Raw genomic sequence first — 18,477 nt, forward strand, 5'->3', positions numbered from 1 at the left:
GCCCGAGGGACTGAGCCATGTATATGAACAAGATCGCGGCTGGCGCACACACCTATGGCAAGCCCGGCGAGCATAGCCCCGAGCGGCTGGCGCGCCAATATATGCCGCTGGTGCGCAAGATCGCCTGGCACGTGCACGGGCGGGTTTCCACCGCCATCGAGGTCGAGGACCTGCTCCAGATCGGCATGGTCGCGCTGGTGGAGGCCGCCAACAGTTTCGAGGATCGCGGCCTTGGCTTTGCCGCCTATGCGCAGCTGCGCGTGCGCGGCGCGATGATCGACCATCTGCGCCGGCAGGCAACGCTTTGCCGGTCGGCAATGGCCAAGCGGAAAGAAATTGCCGGTGTCCGCAATCGGCTGGAGCAGCAACTCGGCCGGCTGCCGACCGAGGCGGAAATGTCGAGCGAGATGGGCCTGGAGCCCGCCGCCTATCGCGAAGTCGCCGACAGCGTCGAGATGGTGCAGCACACCAGCATGGACGAGGTCTATTCCGATCAGTCCATGTGGTTCGCCGATGTCGAGGACCGCGCCGACCAGGTGCTGGAGCGCGAATCGCTCAAGAAGGCGCTCGCCGCCTGCATCGGCGAATTGCCCCAGCGCGAGGCGATGGTGCTGCAGCTCTATTTCGTTGAGGAAATGAACCTGGAGGAAATCGGCCAGACGCTGGACATCGGCGCGGCGCGCGTGTGCCAGATCAAGAAGGCCGCGCTCGACAAGCTGCGCGAGAAGCTGCGCGACTGGGACGAGTGATCGTCGGAGGCCTGCTCTCGCCTTCTGCTCACATCAGTCTGTTGACGAGCCTCATGTCTTCCTGAAGGCTCAAGCTCGGCCGATGCCAACCCATAACTGCGCCCAAAATTACTCGTCATTCGCCGCGATGGCGCGCCGGCGCTCGCCCGTCGGCCAGCGAAAGCGCAGCGGGCGATAGCTTTGCGTGCGCCACCAGGGGTCGGCGACCTGAAACAGACCGCTTTCCTCGGCCCGGCGGCCCAGATCCTTGCGCGCGGTGATGGCGGCGAGCAGCGGCGCGGCGAACAGGCCCGCGACCACCGGCAGCGTCCAGCCGACAGCGCCCGCCTCCACCGCCAGCCATGTCAACGCCACGCCCAGCAGGATATGCCATTTGAACAGCCAGATCGCGCTGCCGATGGCCATGCCGTCGCGGTCGCGGGTCTGCCCGTTCCAGCTCGCCTTCTTGCCCATCAATATGGTGACGAGGTTGATCGTCTGGGTCAGCATCGCGACCGGCGCCATCAGGATGGACAGGAGGATGTCGACGATGACGCCGCGCGTCATCCGGGCCGCGCCGCCAAAGCCGATGCGCCGCGCCGGGTCCGCCATCGCCCAGAGGATGGCGAGGATCTTGGGCCCGAACAGCAGCACGGCCGTCACGCCCAGCAATGCGCCCGACGGCAGCACCTGCGCCGGCGGCCAATAACCGCTCGCCGCGCCGCCCAGCACCACCAGCATCAGCGCCAGCCACATGGGCGACGTGCAATAGGCGGTCGCGCCGACCAGCAACTGGAAGCGGCTGAGCGGATGAAGCCCGGCGATGCGGATCAGCAGCGGCACATGCTGGATATTGCCTTGGCACCAGCGGCGATCGCGGGTGAAGAGGTCGGGCATGGACGGCGGGAATTCCTCGAAACTGTCGTCGGCCGTCACCATGTGCACGTCCCAGCCGCGCCGGCGCAGCAACGCCGCCTCCAGCATGTCGTGGCTGAGGATATGGCCGCCAAAGGGCGCGCGGCCGGGGAGTTCCGGCAGGCCGCAGCTTTCGGCGAAGGCGCGCACGCGCACGATCGCATTGTGGCCCCAGAACATGCCTTCCGAACCGGCCCACCAGATCATGCCCGCGGCCGAGATTGGCCCGAACAGGCGGCTGGCGAATTGCTGCCAGCGCGCGAACAGGGTCGCCGCGCCCATGACCGTGGGCACGGTCTGGATCAGGCCGACATGGGGGTGCCGCTCCATGTCGGCGGCCAGGCGTGCCATGGTCTGGCCGCTCATGATGCTGTCGGCGTCCAGCACGATCATATGATCATAGCCGCCGCCGAAGCGCTGCACCCATTCGGCGATGTTGCCGGGCTTGCGGCCGATATTGAGCGCGCGGCGGCGATAATGGACGGGGCGCGAGAAGGAGTCGCGCATTTCCTGATAGGCGCGCTTTTCCGTCTCGCCGCTTTCGGCGTTGGAATCGGAGAGGATGAAGAATTCGAACCGCTCGCCGCCCATCACCTGCGCCAGGCTGCGCTCCATGATGGACAGGCGGCCGAGCACGCCCAGAAAATCCTCGTTGCACACGGGCAGCAAGATGGCGGTCTTGCCGCGCAGCGGTTCCGACGCGCGCAGGGGGCGGGGGGTGACGCTGCGCCCCTTGCCCGCGGTCAACAACAGGAAGCCGATGGCGGCGGTCGCGAAGCCGAAGGCGATCCAGGCGAAGAGCGAGATGAAGAGGGTAAGATAGACGCCCTCCATGACGCTGATGCCGTCGAGGCCGATCGACCGGCGCATCTCATGCGCGGCGAGCGCGGCGGGGATCAGGGTCAGAGTAACGACCAGCAGCCGGCGCGCCCACAGGTCGATGTTGAAGCGGCGGCGCGCGATCAGCGGCGGAGCCGTGTCGAAATCCTGCTCGGGCATGGCGAGCGGGCTTTCGGCGGGCACCTGTTCGAAGGCCCGCGCCAATGGCTTGTCCTCGCCTGTCGATCCGATCGACGGCGCGCGTCCATTCCCCATGATCCCAGACCCGTCTGCTAATGACCCGAGCGTCAGAACCGCTTGCGTCCGCAACGGTTCCCCTCAGGGGCCGACAGGATAGTGCAGATACTCGCTGATTGCACGTCCGCCCAGGCGCAGCTGCGCCCGGATATCGGTCAGCCCGGTCCCTTCGCGCCGCAGGTCGAGCACCATGCGATAGAGGCCCGGCTGCCCCAGCACCGGATAGCCCGCTGTCTTGAGCATCGTGCCGGCGCTGATGTCGGTCCAGATGTCAGGCTTGGCGCCATCGGCCACACCGGCGAAATCGACCACCAGCCGGTCGCTGCCCTCTTCGTCGCCGCGCCCGCGCCACACATTCTCGACGATCGCGACCTTCTGCCCTGAGGCAGCCGACGCCGGCGCGCGCGCAGCGCTCCAGTCGACGCGGTAGCTGGCGTCGATCCGCCGGCCGGGAACGGCCGCGGCCTGCGGAGTCCAGTAGGCAACGACATTGTCGGTATATTCGCTGTCGGTCGGGAAGCTGTAGAGCCGCACTTCGCCTTGTCCGAGCGCGCGGGTCGGCGTCGCCCACAGGGTGGGCCGGCGATCATAATAGACGCCGTCATCCTGATAATGGTCGAAATCGCGGTCGCGCTGGACAAGGCCGAAGCCCATGGGGTCGCGCTCGGCAAAGGCGCTGACCAGCGGCGTGGGGGGATTGATGATCGGCCGGGCATGGGCGGTGCCATCGGCGCTGGCGATCGACAAAATGTCGCTGTCGTGGATTTCGGGTCGCCAATCGGTGCCCTTGCCGCGGTTTGCCTGATCATACCAGAACATGCTGGTCATCGCCATCAGGCCCAGTTCCTCGATCGGCCGGCGCGGGAACAGGGCGGCGGTCACGTCCTGATGCACGCCGTCGGCGCCCAGGCTGCTCACAAAGCGATAGGCGCCGGTGATGGAAGCGCCGTCGAGCAGCGCATAAATGGTTACGCTGTGCTCGCCCGTCCGCTCCAGCCAGAAATGGGTGAAGCGCGGAAACTCCTCCTTGCCCAGGCTGGTGTTGATCGCGATCGCGCGGGCGGACAGGCCGAACTGCTTCTGCGGGCTGGGCGCGCGGAAATAGCTGGCGCCCAGGAAGGACAGCCAGTCGCCGTCGCGCGCGGCGTTCATGATGCGGAAACCGGCGAAGCCCGCATCGGGGCCCAGCGCCTTGACTGCATTGCCCGCCGGCGCGTCGAACATGTCCGCGTCATAGCGCAGCGGGGTCGCGCGGCCATTGTCCACGGTCGCGATCGTCACCGGCTGGGTGGAATATTGGGATAGCGGGAAGAAGCGGATGCCCGTGTCGCCGGGCAGGTCGCCCCACAAGGTGCGCTCGTCGCGAAAGCGCGCTTCATGCTGGGCGATATAATCGACCTTCGCCGCGCCGGGATGCGCCGGCGTCTCCTTGAAGGGGGTGCGGGTCAACTGCTGCGCCTGCGCCACCAGCCGTTCCCAAGAGAAGGGCGCGGGGCGATTGCCGATCAGGCTTTGCGCGCCGAGCGCGGAGGGCAGGAGGAGGGCGGCGCCCGAGGCGGCGATCATCGCGCGCCGATCGATCTTCGTCATGGTCTGGGTCATGGACCGGCAAAACGATCGAGCCAAGTCTTGTATCCCGCCCGAAACGAAAGAAGCCTCCGCCCGGGGGGACGGAGGCTTCAAACAGGCTGGTCGTTCGATCGAAGGTGTCGCCCCCGGCGCGGTGGGGACTGTTGATGCGCCGGGGGCTCCATTGGGCGGCTGGCGGTGACCAAGACCTCAGCCGGCCAATTTCGTCATCCTTAGCCGATCAGCTTCAGCACGCCCTGCTGGCTCTGGTTGGCCTGGGCCAGCATCGCGGTCGACGCCTGGCTGAGGATCTGCTGCTTGGCGAGAGCGGTCGTTTCCGACGAGAAGTCGGCGTCTTCGATGCGGCTCTTCGCGTCGGTCAGGTTGGTGATGTTGTTGGTCAGGTTGTTGACCGTCGATTCGAGGCGGTTCTGCACCGCACCGAGGTTGGCGCGGGTCGTCGCGATCGCCTTCAGCGCGTCGTCGAAGGTCGCCAGGTCAGCGGTCGTCGCCGTGGTGGCGTCGACGGCCAGGGCGGCGGTGACGTCGGCGTTGCCGGCCACGTCGTCCAGCGTGATGTCGACAACGTCTTCAGCGTTGGCGCCGGCCTGGATGCTGACCGTGGTGGTCGAACCCTCGAACAGCTTGGTGCCGTTGAATTCGGTGTTCGCCAGCGTGTCGGTGATCTGCGTGGCGAGCTGCGAGATTTCCGCTTGGATGTTGGTCTTGGCGTCGGCGTCGTTGGTGCCGTTCAGCGCCTGGACCGTCAGTTCACGCATGCGCTGCAGCATGTTGCTGACTTCGCCCAGGCCGCCTTCGGCCGTCTGCGCCAGGCTGATGCCGTCATTGGCGTTGCGGACGCCCTGGGTCATGCCCTTGATCTGCGCGGTCATGCTGGAAGCGATGGCGAGGCCGGCGGCGTCGTCCTTCGCGCTGTTGATGCGCTTGCCGGTCGACAGGCGTTCCATCGCGGTCGACAGAGCCTTGCTGGCCGAAGAAGAAGCGTTGGCCGAGCGCAGCGCCGAGGTGTTGGTTCCGATAACAGTCATGATATTCCCTTTCCGTGTCTCTATCAGGTCGCTGCCATCAGGCTGCTTGCGGCCTCGAAAGGGGATAACGGCGGGGCGGCGGGAGCTTTTAGGGGCCGATGCGATTTTTCTGGAATCGACGCATTTGCGCGGCCCTTACGCGCGCGCGACAAGCTGAAGCGGCAGCGGCGGAAAAAAATTGCCGCCCAGCGGCAACCGATTTGCCGCGTTAACCATCTGATAACCACGGATCGGGTAAAGATTAACCATCGAAGGGACTGGGGCGTGCGGGGGCACAAGCCAGACAATTAGGTGGGAAAAGTTCATGTCATCGCTTGACGTGAGCCGTGGGGTCTGCGCGCTCGTTCCTGGGCTCCAGCACTGGCTCGAAAATGCCTTCTACAGCGTGCGCATCGTCGATGCCCAAAGCCCGCGGGAAAAGGACAGCCGTCGCGTCCTGCTGGCGACCGAGATCGGTCATGCCACGCATCGCGACATCCTCATCAGCCTGATCGACGGCGCGCCTTCGCTGGTTGCCGCCGCCAACGGCCTGCCGGCGCGCGTCGCCTTTGGCCTGGAGGATATGGGCTTCGCCTTCGCCCTGATCGCTGAACTCGCCCGGCCTGTTTCGGTTCCCGCGGTCGGCGACGGTGCCAGCGCGCATCTGATGTCGCTCGCCGCACGGGTCGCCCGCAGCGACGCCACCGTGCTGATCCAGGGCGACACCGGCACCGGCAAGGAAGGCATGGCGCGCTACCTACATGCCCAGTCTGGCCGCACCGGTCACGACTTCATCGCCGTCAACTGCGCCGCGCTGCCCGAAACCATGATGGAAGCGATGCTGTTCGGCCACAAGAAGGGCAGCTTCACCGGGGCCGCCCAATCGTCTGACGGCCTGTTCCTGGCGGCGGACGGCGGCACGCTGTTCCTCGACGAAATCGCCGAGCTGCCGCTCGCGCTCCAGGCCAAGCTGCTGCGCGCGCTGCAGGAAGGCGAAGTGCTGCCCGTGGGCGCCACCCATCCGGTGCCGGTCAATGTCCGCATCGTCGCGGCCTGCAACCGCAACCTGGCGCAGGAAGTCGCCGCCGGCCGCTTCCGCGAGGATCTTTACTGGCGGCTCAACGTCATGGCGCTGGAACTGCGCCCGTTGGCCGACCGCCGCGGCGACATCGCCGCCATCGCCGCCGCCATGCTGCTGCGCCAGCAGGACGGCGCGAAGAACGGTTTCGTGTGGCCGACCGCCGCCGCGCTCGACAAGCTGGCCGCCCATGGCTGGCCCGGCAACGCGCGCGAGCTGGGTAATGTGCTCCAGCGCGCGCTGGTGCTGCGCGAAGGCGACCGCATCGATGCGGCCGACCTGCATATCTCCGGCGCGCCCCAGCCGCTGCGCATCGTCGCCGGCACCGCGGTGCCCGCCGCCGCCGCCGAGCCGATCCTGCTGCGCGACCTGACGCGCCATTCGAAGCTGGAAGCGGTTCGCCTGGCCCTGCGCGAAACCGACGGCCATCGCGCCGCCGCCGCCCGCAAGCTGGGCATTTCGGAACGCACGCTGCGCTATCGGCTCGCCGAGATGCGTGATCTCGCCGCCGCCTGACGGGAGCTTCTCACATGAACGGCATATCCCCCACGGATAGCGTGATGGCTATCCGCAACGCCATATTGCAGAAGAATGCGGCGCTGCGCGACATCGCGCAGACCGGCCCGGCCGCTGGCGCGGGCGCGGCGAACGGCGTCCAGGACGCCAAGCCCGGCGCCTTTACCGAGGCGCTGAGCAGCGCGCTGCAGCAGGTCAACGGGCTGCAGAGCCAGGCCGGCGAGGCCGCCGCCGCGTTCGAGCGGGGCGAAACCACCGACATCGCCGGCGTCATGCTGGCCAAGCAACAGGCTTCGGTCAGCTTCGAGGCGACCCTGCAAGTCCGCAACAAACTTCTGTCCGCCTATAAGGACATCATGAGCATGCCGGTCTGATCCCATGAGCGAGAACGCCCTTTCCACCACCGTCGGCGCTGGTGCGCCTGCTCTCCCCGCCGCCGCGGCGCCCGCCATGGGCGGCGCCAAGGGCATGGATGCGCTCAAGGCGCGCGTCACCGGCTTCATGAAGCAGCCGGCCGTCGCCAAGAGCCTGCCGCTGCTCGGCCTCATCGGCACCGTCGCGGTCGCCGGCGCGGCCTGGCTGGCGCTGCGCGAACCGCCGCAGCGCGACCTGTTCCGCGGCCTGCCCGATGCCGACAAATCGGCCGTCGCGCAGGTGCTCGACCAGAATGGCGTGCGCTACGACTTCGACAGTTCGGGCGCGATGACGGTCGCGGAGGATGATTATTTCAAGGCGAAGATGATGCTTGCCGCCCAAGGCCTGCCCAAGAGCGCGCCCGACGGCAACAGCATGATCGACAGCCTGCCGATGGGCGCATCGCGCGCGGTCGAGGGCGAAAAGCTGCGGTCGGCCCGCGAGATGGACCTGGCCCGCACGATCGAGGCGATTGACAGCGTCGAAAGCGCCAAGGTGCATCTGGCCGTGGAACCGCCCAGCGTGTTCCTGCGCGAACGCTCCAAGCCGTCGGCGTCGGTGATGCTGCGCCTGGCGAACGGCCGTCGCCTGACCGAACAGCAGGTGAGCGCGATCGTGCATCTGGTCGCCTCCTCCATTCCCGAACTCAACCCTGACGACATTTCGCTGGTCGACCAGAATGGCCGGCTGCTGTCGGACAATGACGGCAATGCGGGCGATGATCGCCAGCTCGCCATGCAGGGCAAGATCGAGGATCGCTATCGCCAGTCGGTGATCGCGCTGCTGACGCCGATCCTGGGCGACGGCAATTTCTCGACCGAGGTTCATGCCGAATTGAACTTCGCCGAGCGCCAGGCGACTCGCGAAACCTATCCGCAGGACGAGGCGCGGCTGCGCAGCGAAACCGGCAGCTGGGCGTCCGATCCGCGCGGTCAGGGCAAGGGCGAGGCGAGCGGCATTCCCGGTGCGATCAGCAACCAGGCGCCGGTCAACCCGACCGTCACCCAGACCAATCCCAATGGCCAGGCCGTGACGCAGGGCGAAACCGCTGAGGGGCAAGGGCCCGGCACGCCCACCGACCCGCTGATGAAGACCGAGGAAACGTTCAACCGCAATTTCGAGCTGGGCCGCGAAGTGTCCGTCACCCGCGACGCCACCGGCACCGTCAAGCGCCTGTCGGTCGCCGTCGCGCTCGACAATGGGGCGGACGGCAAGCCGCGCTCGCCACAGGAAATCGCCGCGCTTGAAGCGCTGGTGAAGGGCGCGGTCGGCTTCGACCAGGCCCGCGGCGACGTGGTCGCGCTCTCCTCGCGCAGCTTCGTCAAGGAAACGGCCGCCGAAACGCCCTGGTACGAGGCCGACTGGATCGCGCCGCTTGCCCGCAACGTGTCGGCTCTGCTGGTCGCCTTGCTGGTCACTTTCGGCATCGGTCGCCCGCTTCTTAAGCGTCGCGCCGCGGCGCAGGAAGCCGCCGCCGCCGACCGCGCCGAACAGAAGCAGGCGATCGGCCAGGCGATCTCGACCGAGCTCACCAAGCAGGCGGTCGCCAATCCGGCCGATCCCTCGGCGCCGGTGACGCTCGACATGATCTCTTCCACCTACGACTATGCCCAGCGCGCCGACCTCATTCGCAACTTCGTGAAGCAGGACCCGGATCGCGCCGCGCTGGTCGTCCGCGACCTGCTGCGCGACGCGAAGAAGGAAAAGGAAAATGCCTGAGATCGTCCCCGGCCGTCCCGAGGCGCTCAAGGGCAGCGCCGCCGCCGCGGTCCTCCTGATGCTCTTCAACGAGGATGAGGCCGCGCAGATCCTGTCGCGCCTTGAGCCCGACGAAGTGCGCCAGCTCGGCTATGCCATGTATGACGTGCAGGATGTCGATCCCGAGGAAGTGAACGAGGCGCTCGACCATTTCGTCACCAAGGCCAAGAAGCGCACCACCATCGGCTATGGCGCGACTCGCCATATCCGCGGCGCGATGACCAAGGCGCTGGGCGAGGAGCGTGCGGAAACCATCCTGGCCCGCATCACCCCGCCGACCCGATCCACTCAGCTGGAAATGCTGAAGTGGATGGACGCCAAGGAAATCGCGGTGCTGATCGAGATGGAGCATCCGCAGATCATGGCGATCGTGCTCGCGCATCTGGAGGCGCCGGTCGCCGCTGACGTGCTGCAGCTGCTGCCCGCCGAATATCAGGAAGAGATCGTCTATCGCATCGCCACGCTCGGCCCCGTGTCGAACGAGGCGCTGGAGGATCTGGAGCAGCTGCTGCTGCGCGGACCCGCGGCCAAGCAGGGCGCGGCCTCGCAGCGCGGCGGCACGGTCGAGGCGGCCGCGATCATGAACAATGTCCGCAAGGACAATGAGCAGCGGATCATGAAGGCCGTCGCCAAGCGCGACAAGATGATCGCCCAGACGATCGAGGAGGAGATGTTCGTCTTCGACAACCTCATCGACATGGACGACAAGAATCTGGGCACGCTGATGCGCACGATCGACAGCACGGTGCTGGTGGTCGCGCTCAAGGGCGCGAACGATATGCTCAAGGGCAAGATCTTCAGCTGCATGTCCGCGCGCGCCGCGCAGGCGATCGCCGATGAGATCGAGGAGCGCGGGCCGATCCGCCTCGCCGAAGTGATCGAAGCGCAGAAACTCATCATCGCCACCGCGCGCCGCATGGCGGACGCGGGCACCATCATGCTCGGCGGAAAGGGCAACGACTTTGTCTAGGATCTGGGGTGCCGACGCGGTGCGGGACGTGGCACCGGTGGCCGTTGCGGGCTTTCGCCCGGCCGAAGGCGGCTTTCGCAGCCTCTATACCGCGCCTCCGGGCCAGCTGACCGCCGCGATGCGCGGGGCGGTGATGGAAGTGGAGCCGGAAATCGACATGGTCGAGGAAGCTCGGATGGAGGGCTTCACGCTCGGCTTCGACGAAGGCTGCCGCATCACGGCGGAAGCGAACGCCGCGGATGTCGAGGCGCGCGCGCGCCTTGCCGAAGCGCTGGAACTGCTCTCTCCCGCGCCCAGCGGCATGTTGTCCACCATGTTGTCGGCCACGGTCGTGCGCCTGGTCGAACAGATTGTAGGCGAGGTCGAGATCGACCTGGAGCGTCTGGTCCAGCGCTGCGACACGGTCGCCGCCTTCATCGAAAGCAATCAGGACAAGAGCGCGCTGCACCTGCATCCCGACGACGTCGCCCTGCTGGAAGGCGAGGCGATCGGCGTGCCCATGATCGCGGACAAGGCGATGCATCGCGGCTGTGTCCGGCTGGAGACTGCCGACGGCTGGGTCGAGGATGGCCCGGACGTGCGCCTGTCGCGCCTGCGCGCGCTGATGGATGATATGGAGGGCAAGTCGTGATCCAGGCCGCGCTGCGCCAGGCCGAAAGCCTGTTCGATCATCTGCAGGTGCAGAACCGCGCGCCCCGCCATGTCGGTCGCCTGGTCAGCCATGATGCGGGCATGCTGGAAGTCACCGGCTTTCGCCGCCCGATCGGATCGGGGGCTCGCGTTCTGGCCAGCGACGGGTCGATCTGCCGCGCCGAAGTCGTGGGCTTTCGTGGCGACCGCACCCTGCTGGTGCCGCTGGACGCCGACGCGCCGCTGGAAAACGGCATTCGCGTCGAACCCGACAGCCAGGCGAACATGGTGCAGGTGGGCGACGGCCTGATCGGCCGCGTCATCGACGCCATGGGCCAGCCGCTCGATCGCAAGGGCCCGATCATCGCCGGCGGCAGCTGGCCGCTCAATGGCGTCAAGGGCAATGTGCTTGATCGCGGCCGTGTCACCGAACCCTTCGACCTGGGCGTGCGCGCCGTCAACGCGCTGCTGACCGCCGGGCGCGGCCAGCGCATCGCCATCATTGCGGGCTCGGGCGTCGGCAAGTCGGTGCTGATGGGGCAGATGATCGCCGGCGCCGAAGCCGACATCGTCGTCACCGGCCTGATCGGCGAGCGCGGCCGCGAAGTCAGCGACTTCCTCGAAACCAAGCTCAAGGGCGCGATGCACAAGTCGATCGTCGTCGCCGTGCCCGCCGATCATCCGCCGGTGCTGCGCCTGCGCGCCGCCGCGCGCGCCACCGCCATCGCCGAATATTTCCGCGCCCGTGGCAAGAAGGTGCTGCTGCTGATCGACAGCCTCACTCGCTGTGCCCATGCCCAGCGCGAAATCGGCCTGGCTCTGGGCGAACCGCCGGCGATGAAGGGCTATCCGCCCTCGGCCCTCGCGCTCATCCCGCGCCTGGTCGAACGGGCCGGCGTGGACGCCCGCACCGGCGGGTCGATCACTGCGCTCTATACCGTGCTGGCCGATGGCGACGACACCGACGATCCGATCGTCGACGCCGCCCGCGCCATTGTCGACGGGCATTTTGTGCTGTCGCGCCAGTTGTCGGAACAGGCGATCTTTCCCGCCATCGACATCGGCAAGTCGCTGTCGCGCGTGATGGCCGATGTGGTGCCCGACGAACATCGGCAGGCCGCGGCCGGCTATCGCCGCCTCTGGGCCGCCTATGAGGAAAATCGCGATCTCATCCTGATGGGTGCCTATCGCCCGGGCAATGATCCGGTGATCGACGAAGCGGTCAAGCGCCGCCAGGAAATCCTCGACTTCATCCGGCAGGATCAGAAAAGCCGCATCGACCTCGACACCAGCGCCGCCGCGCTCATCGCCGGCTTTGGCGCGTGAAGGGTCTGGTCAATCGCCGCCAGCGCGTGCTGCGCGTGCGTGCGGTCCAGCACAGTATGGCGGTTGCCGAAACCGCGCGCGCCCGCGACGAGGCCAATGGCATCGCTCATAATCTGGAGCGGCTGCGCGCCGTGCGCAGCGAATTGTTCGAAACGCAGGGCATGGCGACCGGCGCGTCCTTCGCCGCGATGCAGGAGCTTGCGACCCGGCTCGAACAGGCCAGCCGCCAGCTCGACGGCGCGCTGTATGACGCGCGCCGCAATGTCGAAGTCAAAGAAGGCATGACTCTTGCAGCGAACCGCGAGAAGGAAATTGCCAGCCGCCTTAAGGACCGCGCCCGCGCGAACCTGGAGGAATGGCGCGAGAACAAGCTTGCCGCTCTGCCGCGCTATCGGCGGATGCAGCGCAACGAGGAAAGTTGAGCCATGACCATGTTGACCAGCCTCAAGGCTCTGCTTTTCCCCACCGCCGCGCCCGGCGCCGCGCAAGCGACCCTGGCGCCGATGGATGGCGCCAATGACTTCGCGCAGCTGCTGGGCGCGGCGCAGGCGACTACGCCCGCGCAGGCCGTGCCCGCAGCGGCGTCGGCTGCTGTGGCGGCGCCCGCCTCCACCATGGCTCCGGCCGCCCCAACGCCCGATGCGTTCGCCCCTCCCGCGCCGGCCGCCCCGGCGATCGCCGACCAAGCGGGGATGCAGGCGCAAGCACCGGCGGGCCTTGCGCCCGTGCAGCCGCACTTCGCACAAGCCCCGGCCGTGCCGTCCATGCCTGCGCCCGCTGCGGGCCAGGTAGTGACGCCGGTCAGCGCAACGATTGGCGAGCCCGCCATCGTTGAAGCGGACACGCCCGCGCTTGCCGATCCGGCAGCGAAGATCGCGCCGCCCGCGCCGCAGATCGCGCTTCCCGCCGATCCGCAGCCCGATGTCCTGATCCGCCCCGCAACGCCCGAAGCCGCCGCACCGACGCTGGCAGCCGATGCCGGCAATGCGCCGCTTCCCGTCGCTAAGACTGAGGTCGAGCCGCTCACCGCGCCTATAGCCGATGAGGACGCCAACCCCGCGGAGGCCGAGGACAGCGAAGATCAGCCTGCTCCGACCAAGGCCGACGCGCCGAGCCCGACAATGCCGGTCGCCACGCCGATCCCGATGCCGGTGCCTATGCCCGCGGCCCCGGCTCCGGCCGCGCCGACGCTGGCAGCCGAAGGCATCGCGGCCGTAGCCGCCGCGCCTAAGGCGGCGTCCTTCGCCGCCGCGCCCGTTGCGCCGCAAGATGCCGCGCTCCAGAACGCGGTGCCGCTGGACCCGACGGCCGCCGCGCCGCAAGCCGCATCGCCGGATCTCGCGTCGCCCGTCGCCGGAACGCCGGGGCAGGGGAATGCCGCGGACTACCCGGCGTCGGGTCCAGCCGCCGCGGATGGCGGGACTGCGAACCTGTCGCTGATTGCTGCCGCCCCCGTGGGGGGAGCCGAGATACTATCGCGCGCTGATGCTGCGCTGGATGACCCTGCGTCCGCTCCGGTCGCAGCGTCGGCCATGCCGGCAGACAGGGTTGCACCGCGTAACGCCGCGCCGCGCCCGGCCGATGCAAGCGTGCAGCTGCCGCCGCAGGATGGAGGCAACGTCACGCCTGTTCTCACTGGCCAGGTGTCGGGCAATCTGTCGGCGGCCCCCGCACCGGAACTTCAGCCCAGTCCGACCCTAGCGCCAGCGCCAACCTCCGGTCCGGACGCGCCCGTCATCAATATCGATCCGGCTGCGGGTCAGCCCGCCGCGCAGGACGCCATGCGCCCCTCGATCGCGCCGGCGCCTGCCGTTCGCGCGGCGAGCGCGTCGGTCGATCAAGTGCCGCCCCCGATTGCGGCAGCGCCGACCACGCTGGACCCACGCATGGGGCAGACCGCGCCTATATCCGAGCCCCCGATCCCGTCGGCGCCCGTCGGGCCGGACGCGGTCGCCGCCGACACGCAGTCGCTGCCCGCTGGGGAAGCGCCGGCACCCCCCGCGCGCATGGCCGCTGCGCCCGTAGCGGACGATCAGTCGCAAGGCCCCGACCGCGCCCCCGCCACCGCTCCGGTGCCGGAAGCGCCCGCCGCCCGCGATCTCGCCAGCGCCCGGACGCCAACCACGCCCTTGCCGCAGGCGGCCGCACCCGCGCAGCCGACCGCTGATCTGCCGCCAGCGCCGACCGCTACGCCAGAGGCCGACGCCCCGCTGCCCGAAGACGGCCAGACCGATCCGCTCGCGGCGCAAGCTGATGGCGCAGCCGAAGGCGCGCGCCCGATGGTTCGCCGCGCTCGCGCCGAAGCCGTGTCGCTGCTGCAGCTGGTGCGCGACCAGATGGCCGGCCGCCCCGCCGATCGCGGCGATATGCGTGCGGACAGCGCAGCGACTTCCGCCACCGACAGCGCACCTTCTGCGACGACAGCGGCGTCGACGCAGGCCAGCGCCGCGGCCGCACCGATGTTCACCGCCGCGCCTCAGGCCGCCGCGCCCGTCGTCACGGCGGCGGCGATGCCGACCATCGACCTGTCCGCCAGCCTCGGCGCGCAAGTGGTGGACATGGGCGTGTCGGGCCAGTGGATCGACGGGCTCGCCCGCGACCTTGCCGGCCTCACCGCCAATGGCCCGCAGGGCCGCTTCCAGATCAACGCCGATCAGCTTGGCCCGGTCCAGGTGGACATCCGCCAGGGCGCGGACGGCGCCGCGGTCAGCCTGACGGTCGCGAGCGAAGCGGCCGAACTGGCGCTGCGTCAGGACAGCGACATGCTCAAGCTCGACTCCGGCCTATCGCCCCTGCGCATCAGCGAGGTGAAGGTGGAGCGCGCCCCGCATATAACCGAACCGGCTCGAAGCGATGGCGCCTCGAACCAGAATGGTTCGCAATCCGATCAGCCGCAACAGCAGGCCGCCGGCCAGGGGCAGGGCCAGGGCCAGTCCGCCGGCCAGTCGCAGATGCAGGGCCGCCAGGGGCGTGAAAATATCGCCATGCTCCATAAAAATGGCGGCGAAGCGGTCGTTATGGACTCTGAGGAGGCGGGCGATGGCGTCCGCGACACCGTGCGCGCGCGCTATGCGTGATCCGCGCCTTTCCCAGGGGACTAGATCATGAGTGACGAGCCGAAGACCAAGAAGAAGAAGGGCGGGGGCATGAAGATGATCCTGCTGCTGGTCGTCGGCGTGGTCGTCGGCGGCGCGGGCGCGGCGGGCGGTCTGTACGCTGCCGGTTTCTTCAGCCCCGCCGAAGAAGGCCCCAAGGAAGATCCCAACAAGCCCGTGCTCGTGCTAGCCGGCGAAAGCGCCGAGGATGTGGCGAAGGCGCATGGCGGCGGGGGCGGCGATCACGGCGGAGGCGCGGCCGCGGCTGCCCATGGCGCGCCGCATGGCAAGGGCATCGACCTGCCCACTCCGGCCAACCCGGCCGCCTATCAGGCCACCTATTTCCAGTTGCAGGCGCCCTTCACGTCGAACATGAGCGATACCGATGCCTTCGCCCAGATTTCGGTGGCGGTGTCGACCTATTACGACATGCGCGTGATCGAGGCGATCAAGACGCATGAGATGGCGATTCGCAGCCAGGTGCTGATGATGCTGGCCCAGCAGCCGCAGGAGGTGCTGGACACGCCCAAGGGCAAGCAGGCGCTCCAGGGCAAGATTCGCACCATCATCAACGATATTTTGAAGCAGAAGACCGGCTATGGCGGTGTCGATAACGTTTATTTTACCAATTTCGTTATTCAATAGGGCTGTCTGAACAGGGTCGGGATGTCCCCTGACCTGATGCGGGCAGGGGACCAAGATGACGACCGACGTTCAATCCTACGCCTTCGGGCGCGGGGAATTGCAGGCGCCCGTGATGCTGTCCGGGCTCGACCGGCTGGGCGACAAGCTCGGCCGGCGCATTCGCGCCCTGATCGAGCCGATCGCGGGCGTGCGCCCCAATGTGGAGGCGCAGGACGCCCGCGTGCTGGACTTTGCCGCATGGAGCGCCGAAGTCCCCGCCTTCACCAGTATTTCCGTCTACCGCCTGCTGCCGCTCAAGGGGCAGACGCTGCTGCGGCTCGACGCGGGCATGGTATCCACCCTGGTCGATTGCTTCTATGGCGGCATCGGCAACCGTCCGCTGCCCGTGCGCGGCGAATTCACGCCGACCGAAGACCGGCTGATCGCGCGCATGACCGAAACGCTGATGGCGCGGATGGTCGAATGCTGGGCCGATGTGCTGCCGCTCGACGCCGCGCTGATGCTGCGCGAAACCGGGGTCGGCTATGCCGCCGCGGCGCAGCCCGCCGACCAGATGGTGCTGCAGCGCTTCGTCGTCAGCCTGACGCGCGAGCAGGGATGGCCGATCGACCTTCTTTTCCCGCTGTCCGCCCTGCGCGCGGTCGAGGCGCTGACCGGCGCCAAGGTCTCGGCCGACGAGGACCAGTCCGATCCCGTCTGGCAGGCGCGGATCGCTCGCCGCATGCGCGACATCCGCTTGCCGGCCCGCACCGTGCTGGCTCGCCCCAATCTCTCGCTCGCCGACCTCATGGAACTCAAGGTCGGCGACGTGATCCCCGTGACGATCGGCCGCGCGCTGCCGCTGATCGTCGGAAACCGCATCGTCGCCCATGGCACGATCGGTGAACAGGACGGCCGCGCCGCCTTCCAGATCGAAAAGCTTGCACAGGAACCTGAACAATGAGCGACATGAGCGAAGCGCCCCGGATCGAGCGCGGCGACGATCCGGTCAGCCGGATGAACAATAACCGGCAGTTCAAGCTGCTGGCCGACATTCCGGTGCGCATGTCGGTGGAGGTGGGCTCCACCTCGCTGCGCCTGGCCGAAGTCATGGACCTGGCCGAAGGCAGCATCGTCGAACTGGATCGCCAGGCCGACGATCTGCTCGACATCATGGTCAATGGCGCGCTGATCGCCAAGGGCGAGGTGGTGACGGTGAACGGCCGCTATGGCATCCGCATCGTCGACATTGCCGCCACCGAGACGCGGCTTGCCGGGATCGAACGGCGCGGCTGATCGCACGCAGCGGAATTTGCACTTGCCTTCGCGCCCGAAACTGCGGATCGCACGGGCGGGGTTAACCATAGTCGCGGGCGGCTCATCATGGTCTGGTATTTCGTCAAATTGCTGATCCTGCTGCCGCTGGTGGGCGGCATGGCGTTCGGCGCGCTGTGGTTGTGGCGCAAATATCAGCCCGGCATGATCGCCGGGCAGGGCGACCGGTCCCTCCGGCTGCTCGAAGCGCTGCCGATGGGCGCCTTCGGCAAGCTCGCCGTGGTGGAGTTCGAGGGCAAGAAGATCCTGGTCGCGGTCACGCGCGGCCGCATCGAAAAGATCGCGGAAGGCGATCATGCCCGCCTGCGCTGAAAGGTCCGATGCTGTCATGCGCGCTTGCGCGGGCATGGTGGTCTGCCTGTTGCTGGCGCTGCTCCTCTTCGCCGTCCCCGCCTTCGCACAGGCGGCGCCCGCTGCCGCGCCACCGCCCGTCGACAATGGCGGCGCGCTGACCCGCGCTTTGGGCCAGGTGTCGGGCGACGGCCGCTCGCTCTCGCTCAGCCTCCAGATTCTCATCCTGATGAGCCTGCTGACGGTGCTGCCGTCGCTCGTGCTCATGATGACCAGCTTCACCCGCATCATCATCGTCCTGTCGCTGCTGCGCCAGGCGCTGGGCCTGCAGCAGACGCCGCCCAACCAGGTGCTGGTGGGCCTCGCGCTCTTCCTGTCGCTGTTCGTGATGCGCCCGGCGATCGACACGATCAATGCGCAGGCCTTCGATCCCTATGGCAAGGGGCAGATCAGTATCGAGGAAGCGGTCGGCCGGTCGGGCAAGGTGCTGCACGGCTTCATGACCAAGCAGACGCGCGAAAGCGACCTCAAGCTCTTCGCCAACCTGGCGCAGGCGCCCGCCTTCCGCACACCCGCCGACATTCCCTTCTCGATCCTGCTGCCAGCCTTCGTGACCAGCGAGCTCAAGACCGCCTTCCAGATCGGGTTCATGATCTTCCTGCCCTTCCTCATCATCGACCTGGTCGTCGCGTCGACGCTGATGGCGCTCGGCATGATGATGCTGTCGCCCACCATCATCTCCATGCCCTTCAAGCTGCTGCTGTTCGTGCTGGTCGACGGCTGGGCGTTGACGATGGGATCGCTCGCGGGATCCTTCGCGACATGAGCGGGCGGCGCTGAACCATGGAAAACGCCGATTTCTTCCTGGGGCTCGCGCAGCAGGCGCTGTGGATCACGGCGCTCGCCGCTGCGCCCATCCTGATCCCGGCGCTGATTTCGGGCCTCGTCATCGGCATGGTGCAGGCCGCCACCTCGATCAACGAACAGACGCTCAGCTTCATTCCCAAACTGATCATCGTCGGCGCGATGCTGGCGCTGTTCGGCGGGTCGATCATGGTGCTGGTCGCCGACTTCACCCGCGAAATCTTCGAACGCATACCGGACCTGCTGCAATGAGGCGCGC

Annotated in this window: 18 protein-coding genes; 15 read left to right on the forward strand and 3 right to left on the reverse strand. The window is 67.7% G+C overall.

Annotated features, from left to right (window positions below; genetic code table 11):
- Positions 1-17: 17 nt before the first annotated feature.
- Complete coding sequence (locus tag ACGGKE_RS13690) at positions 18-749, forward strand: sigma-70 family RNA polymerase sigma factor (RefSeq protein WP_228166079.1); 732 nt, start codon at positions 18-20, stop codon at positions 747-749.
- A 108-nt stretch (positions 750-857) separates the two neighbouring features.
- On the opposite strand, the gene mdoH is transcribed toward ACGGKE_RS13690, so the two are convergent.
- The 3 genes from mdoH to ACGGKE_RS13705 all read right to left on the reverse strand — a co-directional run bounded on the left by mdoH (position 858) and on the right by ACGGKE_RS13705 (position 5,338).
- Positions 858-2,738, reverse strand: a complete 1,881-nt coding sequence (gene mdoH, locus ACGGKE_RS13695) for a glucans biosynthesis glucosyltransferase MdoH (protein ID WP_394438716.1) — start codon at positions 2,736-2,738, stop codon at positions 858-860.
- 63 nt (positions 2,739-2,801) lie between these two features.
- On the reverse strand, positions 2,802-4,310 hold the full coding sequence (locus ACGGKE_RS13700) for a glucan biosynthesis protein (RefSeq protein ID WP_394442028.1): 1,509 nt from the start codon (positions 4,308-4,310) through the stop codon (positions 2,802-2,804).
- 212 nt (positions 4,311-4,522) lie between these two features.
- Positions 4,523-5,338, reverse strand: coding sequence for a flagellin (locus ACGGKE_RS13705; RefSeq protein WP_394438717.1), 816 nt, complete (start codon positions 5,336-5,338; stop codon positions 4,523-4,525).
- 304 nt (positions 5,339-5,642) lie between these two features.
- Here ACGGKE_RS13705 and ACGGKE_RS13710 point away from each other — a divergent pair, with 304 nt between their 5' ends.
- The 14 genes from ACGGKE_RS13710 to fliQ all read left to right on the forward strand — a co-directional run bounded on the left by ACGGKE_RS13710 (position 5,643) and on the right by fliQ (position 18,470).
- Positions 5,643-6,911: a sigma 54-interacting transcriptional regulator gene (locus ACGGKE_RS13710; RefSeq protein WP_394438718.1), complete on the forward strand. Its 1,269-nt coding sequence runs from the start codon at positions 5,643-5,645 to the stop codon at positions 6,909-6,911.
- Between the two features lie 14 nt (positions 6,912-6,925).
- A complete protein-coding gene (gene fliE / locus ACGGKE_RS13715; protein ID WP_394438720.1) occupies positions 6,926-7,285 on the forward strand; it encodes a flagellar hook-basal body complex protein FliE in 360 nt (119 codons plus the stop codon).
- A gap of 4 nt (positions 7,286-7,289) precedes the next feature.
- Positions 7,290-9,044 (forward strand): flagellar basal-body MS-ring/collar protein FliF, encoded by a 1,755-nt coding sequence (gene fliF, locus ACGGKE_RS13720; RefSeq protein WP_394438721.1) that lies wholly within the window; start codon positions 7,290-7,292, stop codon positions 9,042-9,044.
- Positions 9,037-10,053, forward strand: coding sequence for a flagellar motor switch protein FliG (fliG, locus tag ACGGKE_RS13725; protein ID WP_228166072.1), 1,017 nt, complete (start codon positions 9,037-9,039; stop codon positions 10,051-10,053). Before fliF ends, fliG begins: the two co-directional genes overlap by 8 nt.
- The gene (locus ACGGKE_RS13730; protein WP_394438722.1) at positions 10,046-10,684 is read left to right on the forward strand and encodes a FliH/SctL family protein; all 639 of its coding nucleotides are present in this window, start codon (positions 10,046-10,048) and stop codon (positions 10,682-10,684) included. The genes fliG and ACGGKE_RS13730 overlap by 8 nt, the downstream gene beginning before the upstream one ends.
- A complete protein-coding gene (locus ACGGKE_RS13735; protein ID WP_228166070.1) occupies positions 10,681-12,009 on the forward strand; it encodes a FliI/YscN family ATPase in 1,329 nt (442 codons plus the stop codon). The genes ACGGKE_RS13730 and ACGGKE_RS13735 overlap by 4 nt, the downstream gene beginning before the upstream one ends.
- Positions 12,006-12,431 (forward strand): hypothetical protein, encoded by a 426-nt coding sequence (locus tag ACGGKE_RS13740; RefSeq protein ID WP_228166069.1) that lies wholly within the window; start codon positions 12,006-12,008, stop codon positions 12,429-12,431. The genes ACGGKE_RS13735 and ACGGKE_RS13740 overlap by 4 nt, the downstream gene beginning before the upstream one ends.
- A 3-nt stretch (positions 12,432-12,434) precedes the next feature.
- A complete protein-coding gene (locus ACGGKE_RS13745) occupies positions 12,435-15,086 on the forward strand; it encodes a hypothetical protein (RefSeq protein ID WP_394438723.1) in 2,652 nt (883 codons plus the stop codon).
- Positions 15,087-15,113: 27 nt separating this feature from the next.
- A complete protein-coding gene (gene fliL, locus ACGGKE_RS13750; protein ID WP_394438724.1) occupies positions 15,114-15,749 on the forward strand; it encodes a flagellar basal body-associated protein FliL in 636 nt (211 codons plus the stop codon).
- Between the two features lie 55 nt (positions 15,750-15,804).
- On the forward strand, positions 15,805-16,692 hold the full coding sequence (locus ACGGKE_RS13755; RefSeq protein ID WP_394438725.1) for a flagellar motor switch protein FliM: 888 nt from the start codon (positions 15,805-15,807) through the stop codon (positions 16,690-16,692).
- On the forward strand, positions 16,689-17,024 hold the full coding sequence (fliN, locus tag ACGGKE_RS13760) for a flagellar motor switch protein FliN (RefSeq protein ID WP_228166065.1): 336 nt from the start codon (positions 16,689-16,691) through the stop codon (positions 17,022-17,024). Before ACGGKE_RS13755 ends, fliN begins: the two co-directional genes overlap by 4 nt.
- Positions 17,025-17,111: 87 nt before the next feature.
- The gene (locus tag ACGGKE_RS13765) at positions 17,112-17,375 is read left to right on the forward strand and encodes a flagellar biosynthetic protein FliO (RefSeq protein ID WP_228166064.1); all 264 of its coding nucleotides are present in this window, start codon (positions 17,112-17,114) and stop codon (positions 17,373-17,375) included.
- Between the two features lie 16 nt (positions 17,376-17,391).
- Positions 17,392-18,180 (forward strand): flagellar type III secretion system pore protein FliP, encoded by a 789-nt coding sequence (fliP, locus tag ACGGKE_RS13770; protein WP_394438726.1) that lies wholly within the window; start codon positions 17,392-17,394, stop codon positions 18,178-18,180.
- A 17-nt stretch (positions 18,181-18,197) separates the two neighbouring features.
- On the forward strand, positions 18,198-18,470 hold the full coding sequence (gene fliQ, locus ACGGKE_RS13775) for a flagellar biosynthesis protein FliQ (protein WP_228166063.1): 273 nt from the start codon (positions 18,198-18,200) through the stop codon (positions 18,468-18,470).
- Positions 18,471-18,477: the final 7 nt, after the last annotated feature.

The organism is Sphingobium naphthae (assembly GCF_043589935.1).
GTDB classification, from domain to species: domain Bacteria; phylum Pseudomonadota; class Alphaproteobacteria; order Sphingomonadales; family Sphingomonadaceae; genus Sphingobium; species Sphingobium naphthae_A.

Excerpts from the sequence above, each read along its gene's own strand:
- fliQ (WP_228166063.1), top strand. The coding sequence starts at position 18,198 with ATGGAAAACGCCGATTTCTTCCTGGGGCTCGCGCAGCAGGCGCTGTGG.
- ACGGKE_RS13765 (WP_228166064.1), top strand. The coding sequence starts at position 17,112 with ATGGTCTGGTATTTCGTCAAATTGCTGATCCTGCTGCCGCTGGTGGGC.
- ACGGKE_RS13755 (WP_394438725.1), top strand. The coding sequence starts at position 15,805 with ATGACGACCGACGTTCAATCCTACGCCTTCGGGCGCGGGGAATTGCAG.
- mdoH (WP_394438716.1), bottom strand. The coding sequence starts at position 2,738 with ATGGGGAATGGACGCGCGCCGTCGATCGGATCGACAGGCGAGGACAAG.
- fliF (WP_394438721.1), top strand. The coding sequence starts at position 7,290 with ATGAGCGAGAACGCCCTTTCCACCACCGTCGGCGCTGGTGCGCCTGCT.
- fliP (WP_394438726.1), top strand. The coding sequence starts at position 17,392 with ATGCGCGCTTGCGCGGGCATGGTGGTCTGCCTGTTGCTGGCGCTGCTC.
- fliE (WP_394438720.1), top strand. The coding sequence starts at position 6,926 with ATGAACGGCATATCCCCCACGGATAGCGTGATGGCTATCCGCAACGCC.
- fliG (WP_228166072.1), top strand. The coding sequence starts at position 9,037 with ATGCCTGAGATCGTCCCCGGCCGTCCCGAGGCGCTCAAGGGCAGCGCC.
- ACGGKE_RS13705 (WP_394438717.1), bottom strand. The coding sequence starts at position 5,338 with ATGACTGTTATCGGAACCAACACCTCGGCGCTGCGCTCGGCCAACGCT.
- fliL (WP_394438724.1), top strand. The coding sequence starts at position 15,114 with ATGAGTGACGAGCCGAAGACCAAGAAGAAGAAGGGCGGGGGCATGAAG.
- ACGGKE_RS13690 (WP_228166079.1), top strand. The coding sequence starts at position 18 with ATGTATATGAACAAGATCGCGGCTGGCGCACACACCTATGGCAAGCCC.
- fliN (WP_228166065.1), top strand. The coding sequence starts at position 16,689 with ATGAGCGACATGAGCGAAGCGCCCCGGATCGAGCGCGGCGACGATCCG.
- ACGGKE_RS13700 (WP_394442028.1), bottom strand. The coding sequence starts at position 4,310 with ATGACGAAGATCGATCGGCGCGCGATGATCGCCGCCTCGGGCGCCGCC.
- ACGGKE_RS13710 (WP_394438718.1), top strand. The coding sequence starts at position 5,643 with ATGTCATCGCTTGACGTGAGCCGTGGGGTCTGCGCGCTCGTTCCTGGG.
- ACGGKE_RS13745 (WP_394438723.1), top strand. The coding sequence starts at position 12,435 with ATGACCATGTTGACCAGCCTCAAGGCTCTGCTTTTCCCCACCGCCGCG.